Annotated in this window: 12 protein-coding genes and 3 pseudogenes; 7 read left to right on the top strand and 8 right to left on the bottom strand. The window is 67.3% G+C overall.

What is annotated here, in order from left to right:
- Positions 1-14 precede the first annotated feature (14 nt).
- Complete coding sequence (locus AB0I91_RS34775) at positions 15-3,668, bottom strand: LamG domain-containing protein (protein WP_499640703.1); 3,654 nt, start codon at positions 3,666-3,668, stop codon at positions 15-17.
- A gap of 395 nt (positions 3,669-4,063) precedes the next feature.
- Here AB0I91_RS34775 and AB0I91_RS34780 point away from each other — a divergent pair.
- Positions 4,064-4,643 (top strand): annotated as a pseudogene (locus AB0I91_RS34780) (IS701 family transposase); the annotation flags it as partial.
- A gap of 228 nt (positions 4,644-4,871) precedes the next feature.
- Here the strand turns inward: AB0I91_RS34780 and AB0I91_RS34785 are convergent.
- Positions 4,872-6,596 carry an IS4 family transposase gene (locus tag AB0I91_RS34785; protein WP_499640764.1) on the bottom strand — a complete coding sequence of 575 codons (1,725 nt, stop codon included), beginning with the start codon at positions 6,594-6,596 and terminating at the stop codon, positions 4,872-4,874.
- A gap of 278 nt (positions 6,597-6,874) precedes the next feature.
- Positions 6,875-7,042, bottom strand: a complete 168-nt coding sequence (locus AB0I91_RS34790) for a hypothetical protein (RefSeq protein WP_499640705.1) — start codon at positions 7,040-7,042, stop codon at positions 6,875-6,877.
- Positions 7,043-8,125: 1,083 nt separating this feature from the next.
- Here AB0I91_RS34790 and AB0I91_RS34795 point away from each other — a divergent pair.
- Positions 8,126-8,668 carry a hypothetical protein gene (locus AB0I91_RS34795; RefSeq protein WP_499640707.1) on the top strand — a complete coding sequence of 181 codons (543 nt, stop codon included), beginning with the start codon at positions 8,126-8,128 and terminating at the stop codon, positions 8,666-8,668.
- A gap of 557 nt (positions 8,669-9,225) precedes the next feature.
- Here the strand turns inward: AB0I91_RS34795 and AB0I91_RS34800 are convergent.
- Positions 9,226-9,506 (bottom strand): annotated as a pseudogene (locus AB0I91_RS34800) (helix-turn-helix domain-containing protein); the annotation flags it as partial.
- 379 nt (positions 9,507-9,885) lie between these two features.
- Between AB0I91_RS34800 and AB0I91_RS34805 the strand changes: the two are divergent.
- On the top strand, positions 9,886-10,008 hold the full coding sequence (locus AB0I91_RS34805; RefSeq protein WP_499640709.1) for a hypothetical protein: 123 nt from the start codon (positions 9,886-9,888) through the stop codon (positions 10,006-10,008).
- Entirely contained in the window at positions 9,995-10,387 is a 393-nt protein-coding gene (locus AB0I91_RS34810; RefSeq protein ID WP_499640711.1) for an integrase core domain-containing protein, read from the top strand. Before AB0I91_RS34805 ends, AB0I91_RS34810 begins: the two co-directional genes overlap by 14 nt.
- Before the next feature lie 7 nt (positions 10,388-10,394).
- On the opposite strand, the gene AB0I91_RS34815 is transcribed toward AB0I91_RS34810, so the two are convergent.
- The 3 genes and pseudogenes from AB0I91_RS34815 to AB0I91_RS34825 form a co-directional block, all read right to left on the bottom strand.
- Positions 10,395-11,873 carry a sensor histidine kinase gene (locus tag AB0I91_RS34815; RefSeq protein ID WP_499640713.1) on the bottom strand — a complete coding sequence of 493 codons (1,479 nt, stop codon included), beginning with the start codon at positions 11,871-11,873 and terminating at the stop codon, positions 10,395-10,397.
- Entirely contained in the window at positions 11,870-12,556 is a 687-nt protein-coding gene (locus AB0I91_RS34820) for a response regulator transcription factor (protein WP_499640765.1), read from the bottom strand. The genes AB0I91_RS34815 and AB0I91_RS34820 overlap by 4 nt, the downstream gene beginning before the upstream one ends.
- Positions 12,557-12,619: 63 nt before the next feature.
- Positions 12,620-13,003 (bottom strand): annotated as a pseudogene (locus tag AB0I91_RS34825) (response regulator transcription factor); the annotation flags it as partial.
- A gap of 208 nt (positions 13,004-13,211) precedes the next feature.
- Between AB0I91_RS34825 and AB0I91_RS34830 the strand changes: the two are divergent.
- From AB0I91_RS34830 to AB0I91_RS34840, 3 genes are all read left to right on the top strand, one after another.
- Positions 13,212-13,508, top strand: coding sequence for a hypothetical protein (locus AB0I91_RS34830; protein ID WP_499640715.1), 297 nt, complete (start codon positions 13,212-13,214; stop codon positions 13,506-13,508).
- Positions 13,509-13,829: 321 nt separating this feature from the next.
- Positions 13,830-14,012, top strand: coding sequence for a transposase family protein (locus AB0I91_RS34835; protein WP_499640767.1), 183 nt, complete (start codon positions 13,830-13,832; stop codon positions 14,010-14,012).
- A gap of 37 nt (positions 14,013-14,049) precedes the next feature.
- Positions 14,050-15,336 (top strand): ISL3 family transposase, encoded by a 1,287-nt coding sequence (locus tag AB0I91_RS34840; protein WP_499640717.1) that lies wholly within the window; start codon positions 14,050-14,052, stop codon positions 15,334-15,336.
- Positions 15,337-15,420: 84 nt separating this feature from the next.
- Here AB0I91_RS34840 and AB0I91_RS34845 read toward each other — a convergent pair whose 3' ends face one another.
- Entirely contained in the window at positions 15,421-16,644 is a 1,224-nt protein-coding gene (locus AB0I91_RS34845; RefSeq protein WP_499640719.1) for a hypothetical protein, read from the bottom strand.
- Positions 16,645-16,834: the final 190 nt, after the last annotated feature.

The raw sequence follows: 16,834 nt of genomic DNA on the forward strand, positions 1-16,834 counted from the left end.
ATCGAACCGGTGGCTCAGAAATGCCTGGTGGACGCGTAAAGGACGCCGATCTGCTCGCTCGTGAGCACGCCGGAGTACACGCGGGCGTCGTCCACACCGCCGTGCCACGCGTCCGCCTTCTGCGAAGCCCACAGACCGCGGCCGACCCAGAGCGGCCCCGAGCCGTTCCAGCCCTTGACGCCACTGCCGTCGGTCGTGCCGACGAAGTTGACGGTCTGCCTGTTCCCGTTCACGTACAACGCGATCCGGCCGCTCACCGCGTCGTACGTGCCGGTCAGGTGCACCCACTGGCCGGTGCCGACGATCGACGTGTCCGACAGCGCGATCCACCACGACGAGGTCGCCGGACCGCGGGTCATCATGAAGGCCCAACGTCGGCTCTCCGGCCGGTACTGCAGCATGAACGGCGAGTACTGCGAATCACCCAGGCTCACCGCCGTGCGCGCCAGGTTGTCGCTGTCCAGGCGCACCCACGCCGACACCGTGAACGAACGGTCCGTGCGCAGGTTCACCGGCCGCGACGCGGCGACCTGCCCGGTCTCGGAGACGTCGAAGTCCAGCCACTCGTCCTCGCCCACGCGCGGCCGGTCCGGGTCGTCCGGGTCCACCGGCGTGCCCGCCCACGTCACCCCACCCGAGAGGGCCGCCTGCTGACCGGACACCGACTCCACCGTCGTGGTCCCCGTCCGCTCGTCCAGCGCCAGCCGCGCCCGCCGCACCGCCACGTTGGCGTCCTGCGCCGCGTCCTCGGCGCTCAGCACCCGGTCCCACACGCGCACGGCGTCAATCGCACCCGGGAAGTGGTTCGACGGCTCACCACCGGACCTGGCCCGACCGACCACGAGGCTGCCACCGGCCTCCCACAACACCACCGTCGCCGTGCCCTGCGCCTTCCCGTCCACGTACAACGTCAACGCCTTGCTGTTGGGCTCGTAGGTGGCGAGCAAGTGCGTCCACACACCGAGTTGAGGTGAAGCCGTCGACGTCACCCTCACGTACGACACCGGAGAGTCGGCGTCGTTGCTCGGCGTGGTGATCGCCCACCGATCCGCGTTGACGGCGTACTGCAGGTAGAACGAACTGGCCCGGTTCCCGTCCTGGCTGACCAACGTGGCGTAGGAGTCCTTGCGGTCCAGCTTCGCCCACGCGGCCACGGAGAACGCCCTCGACGTGTCCACCACCTTCGATGCCGACGCGGCGAAACCACCGTTGAGCGTCAACGCGTTGCCGTCGTAACCCGGAGTGAACGAGGCGGCGCCGGACACCGTGAGCGGACGGTTGCCGCCACTGCTGTCCGCGGCGACCGTGCCCGACGTCTCGTCGAACGCCCACACGGCCTTCGGCTGAGCCTTCCCGGCGACGTGGAAGGTGTACGTCGCGTTCTGCGCCGACGGGTTGTTCGCCCGGTCGAACGCCCGCACGTGCAACACGTTCGTACCGACCAGGGTCGGCGTGATCGGCACCGTCACCGACCCGTCAGCCGACGTGACCTCCACGATGTTCGTCGTCGCCGTGTCGTTGTTCAACGACCACCCATACTTGCGGATGTCCATCCGCCCGCTTGTCGGGAGGACAGGCGTGAAAGTGAACGTGCCGGTCATGCCCACGCTTCCGTGGTTGAAGCCGGAAGCCGGGTAGTCGACGGAGGAGACAGCCGGCGTGTTCGGCGCCGTGGTGTCCACTTCGAACTCGCAAGGGCTCGACAACGGACTTGTCAGCTGACCGTCGTGGCTCACCACCTGCCACGTGTACAGGCCGCCGTCCTTGGTGAAGTCCGCGGGTACCGTCCACTCGCTGTAGGCGCCCGAGCCGACCTCCGTACCCCCGAACAACCGCCCATCCCACGACGCACCGGAACCCACCCCGGTGAGCAGCCGGTACTCGCCGTACACGTTGCTGTTGTCGGGGTCGCTCACCCGCGCGCGCAGACGGGGAGTCCTGGTGAACACCGCCGGTCGATCAGCACCCGTCCGACACGGCAACGCATGGTCCGGCGTCGACCCCTCCATGCCCATGTCCGTCGGCGTACTCGGGTAGCTGTTGTAGTACACCACCAAGGAAGGATTGAGGTCGAACCGCCGCCACGACGTGTTCAGCTCGTCCTCCTTCTCCGCCTTGAGCACGAACGTCGTCCAGAACCACGAGCCAGACGCCGCCGCCCTGATCGCGTTGAGCGCCTCGAATTCCGCGTTGCCGTCGGTCGGGCAGTGGCCAGGGTTGTTGCGCACGTAGGTCCTCGACTCCACCGCGCCCCAACTGGTCTGGTTGTGCCACGTCGTGTTGGCGTCGATCCCTCCGGCCAACCGAAGCTCGGTCGCCGAAGGCTCGCACGAGTAGGTGTTGATCACCTTCATGTGCAGGCTCGCACTGCGGATGAACTTGCCGATGAGCGGCTCGGTGTTCATCTGCAGGTACGACCGGGACCTCGCGTCGTACTTGGCCCCATTGCCCAGGGAGTTGGCGTTGAGGAAGCCGGCCTTCAGATCGCTCAGGTTGCCGGTGGTCGCATCGAAGTTCCGGTCGTCCGGCCACGCTTCCTGCACTACGACGTGGTGCACCTTGCCACAGTTGCCACAGCGGTACTCCGGGTCCAACACCACCGGGTAGGTCGTCGTCGGATCGTCGAGGAAACCCCGGTCCGGAACGATCGCCACGGCCTCGGGGGTGACCTCGACCTCCATCGTGGCCTGCCGGTCGCCGAGAACCGGCTCGCCCACGCGCTCACGCGGCCCGTCACCGGATGAGTCCCACATGTGCGAGGCGTCACCGACGAACACCGGCTCGCCCGCCGCGTCCTTGACCACCAAGTCGCCCGAACCAGGCGCTGGACCGTGCTCCACCCGCACGCCCTCGGCGTGGGTCGGGAACGTGACCGTGTCCAAAGCCGAATTCCGCGCCGCCTCCGGTGTCTTGATCACCAGCAGCTCGCTGAAACCCTCCAGGTTCGCCTCGACCCGCAGGTCCACGTCAGGCAACACGTTCGGGTAGGTCAACGTCGCCCCATCCACGACCGGCTCGGGCAACTCACCGTCCCACCGCAGACCGACCTCGTGACCACCCTGCACCACCTTCGCCAACGGATGAGCGTCCGCCGCCGTGCCGCCCGGCGAGAACGCCACCTCCACCGTGGACGCCTTCGGCGCGAACGAACCATCCGACTTGCGCTCCAATGACAGGTCAACCGGCACCCACCCGTCACCACGCCGCACCCGCACCGGCTGCACGTGCTGGGTGAACGTCATCGTGCCGTCCGGATTCGCCCGCACCTCGTCGGTCTCCGTGGTCGCCGACTCCACCACCACCGACTCACCACTCAGCGCCGCGTAACGGGCAGCCGTCGCCTCATCCGGCGCCGACCTCGGCACCTCGATCTGCGGTTGCGCCACCGCACCAGGCGGCACCGCCACCACACCGGCCACGACAGAGGCGACGAGCGCCACAACGAAAGCGCGCAGGGTCGAACCCCGCGCATGCACGCGCGAACCCATAGAAAAGATGCCCCCCGGCTCGCGCAGAACACGCGATTCGTGCTGAGTCCCCCGACCCGAGGAGGAATCATGACGGTTCAACCAACCCCGGCACAGCAGCCGAACGGCCCAACGACCGCCCACCGGGCACGTGATCAGCACCTCACTCGAATGGTGCCACCCACCAGCAACGATCGTCACCGCGCGTGCCGTTACCGTCCCCGCCCTATCCGAATCGGGGGATCATGCTCACGGTCGCCCTGCTGGCCGGGTGCTCGACCGCACCCGTCGCCACACCACCGTGGAGCACCACGATCACCTCCAGCACGCCGGCGGCATCGGACCACGCGCTCACCGAGGTACGACTCGAAGGTCCAACTCCTCGACGCGAGGGTGGTGCGACGTTCCTCGAGGCGGATCGGGTTTGGACGTGTGGAGAACCCGGACCGCGGCCGGATAGAGGCAGCTGTGCTTGCTCTGGCCCGGGACAGCGTGCTGGTCCTGTCAGCGGAACGGGACGACGCCTACATCCAGGTGTGGCAGCGCCCGGATGGCATCTTCAGCTCCGCTCGCAGGCCGAGGCGCTCCTCGCCTGCGACTTCTTCGAGACCACCACCCTGAACGACGCCCGCTTCTACATGCTCGCGGTGATCGAGCACGCCAGCCGCCGGATCCGCGTCCTCGGTGGCGCCACCCGCGCCGATCACCTGACCGCCGACGTCCCGCTCGCGGCGTGGAAGCGCCGCAGCTGCGGCCAGGGAGCCAAGGGGCCCGCCGTTCGACTGGGCGGTGGCCTCGTTGCCCATCTACGACGACACCACCCCCGGCGCGTGGCGGCGGTGGCTGTTGATCCGTCGTTCCCTGACGCCCAATCGTCGTGGCGAGCGCGAACTGGCCTACCACTTGTGTCGCGCACCAACGGGAACCGTCGATGACGACCTGATCCGGGTGGCCGGCATGACGTGGGCGGTCGACGACTGCTTTCAAACCGCCAAGACCGAGGTCGGCCTGGACCAGTACCAGGTCCGCCGCTACGACGCCTGGTACCGCCACATCACCCTCGCGATGCTCGCCCACACCTACCTCGCCGTCACCGCCGCCATCGCCCCAAAAGCCCTGGCGGCGGCCTCATCCCGGTCACCCTCGGCGAGGTCAGGCGTCTTGTGGCACACCTGATCACCACCATCCCGAACCGTGCTGTCACCTGGGCCTGGTCCCACTGGCGCAGACGCCACCAATACCGCGCCAAACAAGCCCACTACCAGCGAAGACACGCCATATACAACGAAGTGCGGCTGGAGTACTAGGCAATACCATTAGGGCTGGTGCGGTCGAGGTCGTCGAGTTGCCGCTGGACACGGTCGGCGTCGACCCTGCGACGGGACTTGACCCAAGGCGGGGTAGTTAAGGAGTTCCGCGCTCCTGCAAGGAAGTCGGTGACCATGTCGTGGCGGCGTAGGGGCCGGGGCCGATCTTGTGGATGAGTCCGCTGTCGGCCCATCTGGAAAGCTGTCTGTACATGGTGTCGAGGGTGATGTCGCCGAAGTGGAGCGCGATGTCGCGGGGTCGCCAGAGACGGGTGGAATCTTCCTGTAACAGGACCAGAATCCGATGCCTTCGACGCTCTGTTGGGGTGATGTTCCGGCCGTCCCGAGAGGCGGTGGGCAGCGCGGGCTGCGGCTCCGGGGGTTCCAGGACGCTGATGTCGAGGGCGGTGACGGTGCGGCTTCGGTCTGGTCTGCCGTCGTCGCGGCGTTCGTTGTAGCGGGAGGTCGGGGATCTCACCTTGCGGGTGCTCACCCGTGGGCGTCGGGGCGGAAGGAGTGCGGCCAGGATGCGACGCGCGATGACCCCGGATTCTTCATTGCTGTCGACGATGATTCCTGTCGCCTGGACGACCTGGTCGCGGGCGGCGTGCAGGGCGATGGTGAATCCGCAGCGGTCGGGATCGGTGCCGGGCCGGGACTCCGCGGCGTCGACCATGACGGTGCGCAGGAGTTGGTAGAGCGTGAGCAGGCACCACATCTCCTGCTCGAGTCCGGCCGGGTCGCCCGAGCGTAGGACGCGTCCGCCGGTGATCGTGTGGCGCAGGGCGTAGTACGCCGATTCGTGTTCCCACCGCTGGTGGTAGAGGGCGATCAGGGCGGCGGCGGGGTGGCGGCGGGCGTCGATCAGGGTCGTGACCAGCCGGTAGATTCCGGTGAAGGTGGTCCCGCCCGCCAGGGTCACGGTGATCCGCGCGTCGACGACCCGCACCCGGAGGGTGCCGATCGTCGAGAGGTAGGAGCCGTCGACGAGACGGACCAGGACGGGGATGCGCCGGTTGTTGCGCAACCGGCCCAGGATCCGCGCGCCGGTGGCGTGCACCTCGGTGAGGAAGGCGTTGCTGTCGAAACCTTTGTCCCACAACACAAGCATGTCCGGCTTCAGAAGGTGCAGCAGCCGCCTGGCGTAGTCGGTCTCGCCCTCGAGGGTGGGGCCGAACACCGCGCCGATCAGGGCCCTCGTGCCGGTCTCGACCAGGGTCATCAGCTCCACCAGGGGATAGCCACCGTTGCCCGGGGAGTCGAGCCAGGCCCGGTTGCGGGCGGTGTCGGGAACCTTGATCGAGCTGCAGCCCTCGAACGAAACCATGCGATAGGGCCCGAACCGGACACCGGGCGTGCGGGGTTGGGCCACTGGCCCGGACAGCACCTCGAACAGTCGGCGCATCGGCGCGCCGAGTCTGCGACGCAGGTCGCGTAAGGCTTTCGCGGACGGCTCGGCCACCGCAAGACCGGCCAGTCCTCCGGTCGGTTTCTGCCAGACCAGTCGGTAGCCGACCTCGGGGAACAGGCACATCGCGAGCAGGAAGTAGACCCCGATCCGTGACGGGAGGTCACGCAGCCGCCGCTGGACCGTCCTGGTCTCCGCGAGGACCGCGTCCACGAGATCGAACGGCACGACGGCGGTCAGTTCCCCAGGTGCCCGGGAGCGAACCGGCCCGCGGCCACGGTGACCGTGCGGGTGATAGCCGTCAGCGCAGGCGGCAGGACACGATGAAAGGGCAACGGAGCTCCTTGGGACACGCTGTCTTGGTCGACTGCCTGTACCAACGAGCTCCGTTGTCCTGCGTCGTGACTCCTGCAGCTCGGTTGCGTGACCAGCGAAAACGCTAACTACCCGGCCTTGGGTGAAGCCCCACCTGCTACGGGCGCGTGCTGGACGAAAATCTCAGTGCGGGTGCCGCTCGACGATTGAGGTGACCCCCTCCTCGGCACGTGCCCTGTCGTGCGCCATCTGCTCACGGGTCCATGCGATCACCTGGCTCACGTCGGATGCGGCTCGCGGTGGCGCAGCGGCCGGGCGGGCACGGCGCGCCCGTTCCGGGTGGCGCCGTCGAGGCCGGGCCGGAACCGCCACGGCCCTCAGGCGGTGGCGGCGATGTCCGCGGCGGTGGGCGCGCCCGAGGTGACCGGCGCGCGGTCGGGCCGGTCGTCGCGGATCGCCGCGGCGACCCTGTCGAGGACGGGCGGCCCGTCCAGCACGACGACCAGGCGGGCGGTGGAGCCCGGCCGTCCCGGTCCGCTGTGCACGGTGAAGGTGCAGCGCAGTTCGGGGCGCAGCTGGCGGTGTTCGCGGTCGCTCTCGATCCGGGCGGCCTCGGCGGCGCTGTCGGCCGCGCCGCGCGGCCCGCGCGGACTTCAGGCCGACGCCCAACGCCGCGATCCCGGTCACCGTGCCCACGCACCCGGTGACCGCGCCGACGACCACCCACGCATCGACCACGACGTCCTCCTCGCCCGCGCCGCGCGTCCGTGCCCCAGTGTGCGGGCCGGGGCGCCCGGCGGTCGCACTCCCGCGCCGTCGACGGACACAGCTCCCGTCGGGCGTCGACCTGTCCGGTGTCGGCCATTCTCCTCAGCACCGTCACGTTGCCCGCCTTGGCCGACCGCCGCGGGATCCACTCCTTGGCCCAGGACTTGCCGCGTGCCAGATCGAGCGCCTCCTGCCGGCGACCTTCGTCGGCCAGCAGGTCTGCCACCGGCATCCGGTGCTCCACGTGCACGGGCCGCAGCCGGGGCTTGGTGGCGACGTCGTGGTGGAACCGGATAGCCCTGGCCTGCCTGTTTCTCGAGACCAACATGCGCACCATCGGTCGGACTGCGAAGGCCTGGCCGGCCAGTTCGATCGCCAACTCGACCTTGCCCCGGTCGAGCAGGACGCCGAGCAGGCGTTCGGTCGGTGTGTGTCCGGACGCCACCAGTGCCGCCACGACCGCCTCGGCGCGGTCGCTGGCGATGGTGTGAGCGGCGAGGTTGCAGACGGCTTCGGGCATCCCGCTCGCCGCGAGCTCGCGCAACTGCTCGATGTCGCCCACGTCCGCACACCGCTCCGCCAGCCAGCCGTCGACCCACTCGTCCGAGCGTCGCCTGCTGTCGCGAACGACCTCCAGCGCTTCGTCCCACCGCTCGGCTGCGCACAGCACCTCGGCCAAGCGTTGCCGGACTCGTCCCTCCTCGGGCATCCGGCGCAGCGTCTCGTCTACGATCGCTCCCTTCGTCTGCTTGGGGGTTTCTGTGAGGTTCGTGGTGTTCTGCGCTGCCGTCGTGATGCTGGTCGGTGGCTGTTCGGGTGGGGCGCAGACGCCTCCGCCCTCCAGTGCCGCGCCGGACCCGATGACGCTGGTGCGTCCGTTGGTGTTGCCGGAGGACGTCACCGCCGCCAAGGGTCTGGTGTCCGGCGGCGCGCCGGTGGAGGGTGTGACCGCGCTGGTCGAGTGCCCGGAGCTGGCCTCGGCCGGTCAGGCGCTCGCCGGGATCACCGCGACCTGGACCCGCTCCACGCCCACCCAGCAGGTCACGGTCACCCAGTACAGCGTTGTGTACCAGGGCATTTCCGGCAGGGACGTGATCAAGCAGGCCCGCGCCGTCTCCACGTGCCACCGCGACATCGAGGTCGCGTACCAGCCCGGACAGCAGGCGACCGACGAGTTCTTCCACAGCGGCCAGGACCTGGGGCCCACCAAGCCGTTCGTGGACGACCGCTACGGCTACTGCCTGATCCGCCCCGCGAGCGATCACCACGTGTGCACCGCGCTGCTGGCCGACGGCGACAAGGTCATCCGGCTCAGGCTCGACATGACCAGTCACAAGGGCACCCTCGACAACCTGGGGCTCAGCGACTTCTCCCAGGACCTCACCGACCGCCTGGTCGCCTGACCACCCGGGCCGCGGACGCGGGCGGGGATCCGGTCGGCGTGCCGTCGGCCGAGCTCGTGGTCGAGGTCGGTCCTCGCTGCGGACGGGACGTGTCGACGAACGGTGCGGTCGGACGGGGTAGGGCCAGCCAGTCTGGTCGAAGGGCGTCGGCGTCTTGCTGTTCACAAGAAGTCGATCGGAGATCCGCTGAACGCGGAGCAGCGGGACATCGAGCTGAACGCGGAGAGGCTCTGAACGCCAGGATCCGGGCGATCGCCTGGATCCTGGCCGGGTGCACGGTCAACGCCATCTGACCGACGCTTGCGGTGCCGTACACGGCGGAGACCACCATGCCGGAGGTACCGCCGCGCAACTGCACGTCCAGTCCGTCAGCTCGGGCTCGCGCCCAGGTCAGGTTGCCGGTCGCCAACGGCAGTTGCCGTGCCTGTCTCACGGATCGGCCGTGGCGATGTGCACACGGCAGCGGTCACCCGACTCGACATCCGCCGTCGGCAACGACTGGGCGGCATCCGCAACGAGCATTACCATGCTTCCTGACCTGCACGGATGACATTTCCAGCAAGCACAGGGCCGACGGTGTCGATGACCCGATGCGTCGCAGCGTGGAAGATGCCGAACAACGGTCCGAGTTGGCGCATGGTGAGGTTGATACGCAAGTAGATGACCACCAGCAGTACCCGCTCGGCCAGGTCCAGCCGCCACTGCCGTCCGGGACGGCCGTCGACAATGGCGTCGCCACCACGTTCGGCCACGCCCTTCACCAGCTTGCGGAACTGCCTTGGCTGCAGACCGGCGAAGGGCCCGATCCACTCGACCTGGACGCCGAGATCACCTGCATCCGCGCATCATCCCAGCCGACCAGTCACCTGGTTACGTGGCGACCTTTATTATCCGCAATTCGGCGGTCTCAGTGATGGGTCACGGCGGCACGGGTGTCAACGTTGAGCCGTAGACCTACTCCACGCCCTTCGCGAGTACGAGAAGTACTACAACACCCACCGACCCCACCAAGGCATCCACAACGCACGACCACTCCGCGCCCTGCCACCAGCCGTCACCGACCAAGCAACGATCACCAGACTCGACGTCCGCCGACAGCAACGACCGCGCCCCGGCGCGACACCGACACCTCCTGGCGACCGTTCCTACGGGCGCAGGCCGCGAGCATGTTGGCCTGCGATTTCTTTCACGTCGACTGCGCCGTCACCCTCAAGCGCGTGTACGTGTTCTTCGTGATGGAAGTCTCCACCCGCTACGTCCACATCCTCGGCGCCACCACCAACCCCGATGGTCCTTGGACTACCCAGCAGGCCCCGCAACCTGCTGATGGACCTGACTGATCGGGCCGACGACTTCCGGCTCCTCATCCGGGACCGGGCCGGCCAGTTCACCACCTCATTCGACGCCGTCCTCGCCAGCGCAGGCATCCAGGTCGTGAAGATCCCACCACGGTGCCCACGCGCCAACGCTCACGCCGAACGGTTCGTCGGCACCGTCAGACGCGAAGTCACCGATCGCCTGCTCATCACCAACGAACACCACCTGAGAACAGTGCTGCAGCACTACGCGGCCCACTACAACCACCGCCGATCACACCAAGCCCTACAACTCGCCCCACCACAACCAGACCACCCGCCCGCAAAGCCGGACCACACCTCGATACGCCGCCGACCAGTCCTCGGCGGCCTCATCAACGAGTACGAACCCACAGCCGCCTAACCGCAGGTCAGGCCATGTAGCTGACTTTTGGAACCCCACAGGTGTCGAGTGGGATTGCGGTTGTGAGGCGGGCACCGGTGGGGTGATCCGACGCGTGGAGTGTGCCGTGGTGGGTGGTGGCGATGCGGCGGGCGATGGGCAAGCCGAGTCCGGTGCCGCCGGTGTCGCGGGTGCGGGCGTGGTCGAGGCGGGTGAAGCGGTCGAAGATGCGTTCGTGATCGTCGGTTGGGATGCCAGGACCGTCGTCGGTCACTTCCAGCACTGCTTCGTCGTCGGTGGTGGTCAGGCGGACGGTGATGGTGCTGGTCGCGTGGCGTTCGGCGTTGTCGAGCAGGTTGCCCAGCAGTCGGTCGAGTAGCGGCAGGCTGCCGCGCACGAGTGCCGGGTGGCGGGGCAGGTCGGTGGTCAGAGTGTGCTGGCTGCGACGGCGGGAGGTGTGCTCGCTTACCAGGTTGGTGAGATCAACGGTGGTTTCGTAGCCCGTCGCGACGGGGGTGTGGTCAAGGCGCGCGAGGAGAAGCAGATCGGTGGCCAAGTGTTGCAGGCGTTCTGTGTCGGCCAGGGCGGCGTCGACGACTGCGGGCCAGTCGGCAAGGTCTGGGTGGGTGGTGGCGATCTCCAGTTCGGCGCGTAACGCGGCGATCGGGCTGCGGAGCTCGTGGGAAGCGTCGGCGACGAACCGTCGGTTGTCCTCCGCTGCGGCTTCCAGCCGGTCCAGGGTGGCGTTCACTGTGGCGGCGAGATCGGCAATCTCGTTGCGGGCAAGGGGAACGGGGACCCGTCGCGCCAGGTCATGCTCGGTGATATCGGCCATCTCGCGTCGGATCGCCTCCACGGGCCGTAGTACCCATCCCATCGCCAGCCACACGACACCGCCGAACAGGCTGATCAACGCTATCGCTCCGAGTGCCAAAAGTAGGATCTGCTTATTGAGCGTCCGTTGACTCTCCGACAGGCGGGCACGAAGCTCGGCCGGCACCCAGTCTTGGGAAAGACCGCCGAGCTCGGTCTGCCCCTTTGCGTCGATCCCTTTGAAGTCAATCTGCTGAGGATTGGTCAGAGGCCATGACGAAAATTCAGGGACAAATGTAATGGAATAATACTCCGCGACACAATTTATCCTTGTGTCGTGCCCCTCGACGCCTTCAGGTGGAATGTCGCCCAGGTCTATGGATTTGGACAGGACTCCGACTGTGGAGTAATCGGTATCCGGGAAGTCCGTACTGCCAAATATGCAGACTTGCGAAGGTGGTGAGACGACCCAGGGCATCATGTTGGGGCTACGTTTTTCAGGTGGTAACTCCCACCCTCCGGAGCTGCAAAGTGCGCGATCCCCTTCCGATGTGGCTTCGAGCCGGATCGCCTCGTCGCGCAGAGAGGTGGCCGCCAGTGCCACTATGGCAGCGATAGGTATGGAGAGCGCCGTTACCGCCGCTATCAGAACCGGCAGGCGCAACGAGCGTCGTGGTGGCCTGTGTCCGGTCATCCGACCTCCTCTTTGTCCTCGACGAGTCGGTAGCCGAACCCGCGGACGGTCGTTATAGTGCGCCGTTGAAACGGTATGTCGATCTTGCGTCGTAGGGTGCTGATGTAGACCTCGACCAGATTCGGGTCTGGCTCGCGTGCCTCGTCCCATACCCCGGCGATGATCTCGGTCTTGGACACCACCCGATCCCGGTGGCGCAGCAGGAACTCCAACACCACAAACTCCTTGGCGGTCAGCCTGATCGGCGTGCGACCGCGCCAGCACGTCCGCGCGGTCGGATCCAACTGCAGGTCCCCGGCTTGCAGTACTGCCGGTCGCGGCGTGGCCCCTCTGCGCGCCAGTGCCCGTAGACGGGCGACCAGTACCAGGTAGGAGAACGGCTTGGTCAAGTAGTCGTCGGCGCCGGTGTCCAGTCCTTCGGCCTCGTCCAGTTCACCGTCCTTCGCGGTCAGCATCAGTATGGGTGTCCACACCTGCGCTGCACGCAGCCGCGCGCAGACCTTGTAGCCGTTTAGCCCAGGCAGCATCACGTCCAGGACGATCACATCGTAGGTATGCTCACTCGCCCGCCATAGTCCGTCCAGACCGTCGTATTCCACATCGGCGACGAAACCCTCTGCTGCAAGTCCGCGGACGAGCAGTCCTGCCAGTCGACGATCATCCTCCACCACAAGCACTCGCATACCTTCATCATGCCGCACACAGGAATCGAAACCTGAAGAACACTTCAGCTGGGCACAGGAAGCGTCAAGGACGATGCGACACGTTGGCGCGCCCCGGCGTGCCAACGCCCGCAGGCGGGCGACCAGCACAAGGTAAGAGAACGGCTTGGTCAGGTAGTCGTCCGCTCCTGTGTCCAGCCCTTCAGTTTCGCCGAGTTCGCCGTCCTTGGCGGTGAGCATCAGGATTCGGTGTCCACACCTCCGCCGCCCGCAATCGCGTGCATACGCGGTAGCCGTTGAGGCCGGGCAGCATCACGTCCAGCACGATGGCGTCGTAGGCATGTTCAGTCGCACGCCACAGTCGTCTAGGCCGTCATATTCCACATCGGCAACGAAATTCTCCGCCGCGAGGCCGCGCACGAGCAGTCCGGCCAACCGACGGTCGTCCTCTGCCACCAATACCCGCATGCCGCCACTATGCCGCATCCCGGACCGGGAACCTGAAGAACACTTCAGCCTGGTTCAGGGAGCGCTAAGGGTGATGCTGCACAGTGGCAATCGTGAATCCACCCGGGTTCTTCCGAAAGGCTCGCGAGGAGGGTTCGGTCGGCCGATTGCCTACCGACCTCAGCCCCGGGCCGATTCAACGGACGGTTCGACAAAGAGGAGTGACATCGTGTCACGTTTGAAGAGTATTTTGGTCGCCGCGGGCATGGCGGTCGCGGCGCTGGGTGCGGTTGCGGGGACCGCGACGGCCGCCCCGGCCGCCCAGTCCGTCGTCGCGAACCAGCAAATCGCGGTCGACAACATCGCCGAGGCGGGGTGGGTCAACACCGGCGAGACGTTCAACCGACTGGCCCCATGCGACAGCCGGGGCTACTGGTACTACGCCAACTACGCCGACGTCTACGACTGGGACTGCCGGTGGAGCAGTTCCACCAAGACCTACCGCCTGTGGATCTACGTGATCTGATCCACCCGGCGCCAGAAGGCGGCTCAACCTGGAGGCCCTTGGATCCTGATGTGACCGGAACCGGGTCGGTCTGGTGGTGTGGTTTCGCCTTTGACCGCACCACCAGACCACTGATGGCGCTCTGCGGAAAAGGGTCCTGTCGCTGGTTGCGTGATCAACTTCGTTGGGTCCGTACGAGCGTCGGTTCGCGGTCTGTGATCATGATCCAGGTGTGATCATGGTGGGTTAGCAGGCCTGCTGCCGCACTTGGCCGGCGTGGTGGTCGAGAAGGTCGAGCAGGCTCCCGGCGGGGTGCGGATCTGGGGGTGTGCCGAGGCGGGTGTGCGTACCTGTTCATCGTGCGGGGTCGGGTCGCGCCGGGTTCACAGCCGCTACGACCGTCGGGTGGCCGACGTGCCGGTGGCGGGATCGCCGGTGGTGCTGTGGCTGCGGGTGTGCGTCGGTTCTTCTGTGACAACGGGACCTGTCCGGTCAGGACGTTTGCCGAGCAGGTGGACGGTGTGACCAGTGCGTACGCACGGCGGAGCCTGGGCTGCGGGGGATGTTGGAGTCGATCGGTCTGGCGGTGGCGGCTCGTGCCGGAGCCCGGTTGGCCGGTCGCCTCGGCCTGGTGACCGGGCGGGACACGTTGTTGCGCCTGGTCCGCGCCGTCCCCGGCCCTCCGACAGGGCCGGTCACGGTGCTGGGTGTCGACGACTTCGCGTTCAAGCGCCGCCGCAGCTACGGGACCATCCTGCTGGACATGGCCACCCACCGGCCGATCGACCTGCTCGCGGACCGTTCCGCGGGCAGCCTCGCCGAGTGGCTCCGCGTGCACCCCGGCGTGGCCGTCGTGTGTCGTGATCGTGCCGGCGCGTACGCCCAAGGTGCACGCCTGGGCGCACCCGACGCCCGGCAAGTGGCCGACCGCTGGCATCTCTGGCACGGCCTGGCCGACTATGTCGAGAAAACGATCAGGCAGCACCGCCATGACCTGCGCGACCCCGATCACGACATCCCCGAGCCCGACTCGGATCCCGTTGCCCCACAGGCCGCGGAACAGATCGCGATCGCCGCGGACCTCGGCCGCCTCGAGGCGCGCGCCGTGGTTGTCCGGATCCGTGAGCATCACCGGGCAGTGCAGCAGCAGTTGGCCCGAGGAGAATCGATCAGCGGGATCTCCCGGTCGCTGCGGCTGGATCGCAAGACCGTACGGCGGTTCGCCCAGACCGTGAACGTCGAAGACTTGCTGATCAAGCAGCGGGACGGTCGCCCCGGACCGCTGGAGCGGTTCAAGCCCTACCTACACGAGCGATGGAACCAGGGGTGCACGACAGCGACGGTCCTACTGGCCGAGATCCGTGAACAGGGCTACACCGGCAGCTATCCGGCCCTGACCCGCTATGTCCGTCTCTTTAGGACAGTACGTGCCGCTCCACCCGCCACCCCGGCCCCGCCGAAGGTCCGAGACGTGACCCGGTGGATGCTGCAACACCCGGACGACCTCGACGACCGGGAGCGCGGTCGACTGAACGAGATACTGGCCCGCAGCTCGGCACTGGAGAGGCTCTCCTACCACGTCGGGTCCTTCGCGGAGATGATGACGGGCCTGCACGGCGAACGCCTCGATGCATGGATCGCCTCGGTCGAAGCGGACGACCTTCCGCAGTTGCACTCGTTCACCGCCGGGCTCACACGCGACTACGCCGCGGTTGTCAACGGGCTCACGATGGAGCACAACTCCGGCGCGGTCGAAGGCGCCGTGTCACGGTTGAAATCGATCAAGAGAAGCATGTACGGGCGAGTGAAGTTCGACCTACTCCGCAAGAAGGTCCTCTGCCGGGTCTGACCCCACCCACATGTTGATCACGCAATCAGCGACAGGACCCCCGATGGTCTGGATGGTTGGTCGCGCGATGGCGTGACTCTGGTGTCACGGGTTCTTGGGGCGCACCACCAGGTCCAGTCCACGGAGGAGGGCGTCGAGCGCATCCGGCATGGTGCCGAGCGCGGAGAGGTCGAACGACGGGTACTTGCGCACCACTTCGTCGTCGTCAGGCGGGATGAGCGCGGCCAGTCCCGGGTGGCTGCGGAGCTCGGCGAGGACGTCAAGGGCCAGTGCCTGGTCCGTGTCCCAGATGGACCTCAGGTTGACGCTCAGCTCTGGGCGTTCGGGCGAGATGTACAACGACACCAACGAGCGTCGTTTGCCTCCGAACGAGTAGTAGACGCCGGAGGAGGGGTAGCCGCCGCTACCGCCCTTGAGCTGTGCACCGCACTCATCGGCGTGGGCGAGCAGGCGGCGGGCCGCGGCGCGGGTGTCGGGATCGGCGATCGCGTCGACGGCGCCAGCGATCTCCTGCCTGGTCCACGTGTGCTTCACCTGCGCCGGTCGGACGGGCGCCGGACCGACGACGCGCGAGATTGCGACCGCCACCCGCTCCAGCCAGTCGATGGCCTCGGTGGCCTCGTGGTGTTGGATCGGTGTGCGCTTCCCGGTCTCGGGGTCGCGGTCGGCGGCGTGTGCGATGAGGTTGCGCCGATTCATGATCTGGCTGATCCGCTCGCGCACCGACTGGTGCGTCCACGCCGTGCCGTCCTGGCTGAGGTGCTTAGCGACGTTGTCCCACAGCTGGACGTCGCTGACGTACCCGAACGCCTCTTTGATCTTCTCCGGGTTCTGGTACGAGGTGTAACCGAAGCGGGACTTCAGGTGGTCCCGGAACTTCTCCTCCAGCGAGCCGGAGTGGTGCAGCACGTCCTCCAGCAGGCTCATCGGCACCTCGATGCGCAGAAACCGCGCGGGCCTCTGCTCGGACACCTGCAGCGCAAGCCCCAGCGCCCGGTCGTACAACTCGCTGTGTACCCAGTGGTCCAGCGCCGATACCGCCTGCACCCAGGCCGACCGGTACAGGTCCGCGACGTCGAACGCCCCGACCCTCAACCGTTCCAAGTGCTGTCCACCCCGGACCAGTCCCCGCGCGTAATCCATGTTGGCGCGCAACTCGCGCAGGGCCTCGGTCTCCACCGCATTCTCAGGCACGGGCGTCGAGTATGCCGTGCCGCGCACGTCCCGCGGGCCCGATCGCACGCGGCCGATCGGGTGATGGACCACGCCGGTGCCAGCGTGGCAGTCGAGCCTCGTGGTCGCCTCCACGTCAGCTGAGCGGCAGGCCGCCTCACGACGCGACGAAACCTGTGGGGTGAACTCTTCACTGGCATGCTGGCTGCGACGATCACGCACGCCGGACCGCCAGGGCATGATCGTGAGGTGTGGCGTTACGACTGCTACACCTGATCTTCGTCCAAGTCGGTAATTGGCTGGTTCTACACTCAGCCGGTCCTCA

The sequence above is a fragment of the Actinosynnema sp. NPDC049800 genome, from assembly GCF_040656635.1.
Lineage (GTDB): Bacteria > Actinomycetota > Actinomycetes > Mycobacteriales > Pseudonocardiaceae > Actinosynnema.

What these genes read in the sequence shown, in the direction of transcription:
- AB0I91_RS34815 (WP_499640713.1), bottom strand. Translation starts at nt 11,873, where the DNA reads ATGACCGGACACAGGCCACCACGACGCTCGTTGCGCCTGCCGGTTCTG.
- AB0I91_RS34810 (WP_499640711.1), top strand. Translation starts at nt 9,995, where the DNA reads ATGGACCTGACTGATCGGGCCGACGACTTCCGGCTCCTCATCCGGGAC.
- AB0I91_RS34795 (WP_499640707.1), top strand. Translation starts at nt 8,126, where the DNA reads ATGACGCTGGTGCGTCCGTTGGTGTTGCCGGAGGACGTCACCGCCGCC.
- AB0I91_RS34820 (WP_499640765.1), bottom strand. Translation starts at nt 12,556, where the DNA reads ATGCGAGTGCTTGTGGTGGAGGATGATCGTCGACTGGCAGGACTGCTC.
- AB0I91_RS34840 (WP_499640717.1), top strand. Translation starts at nt 14,050, where the DNA reads ATGTTGGAGTCGATCGGTCTGGCGGTGGCGGCTCGTGCCGGAGCCCGG.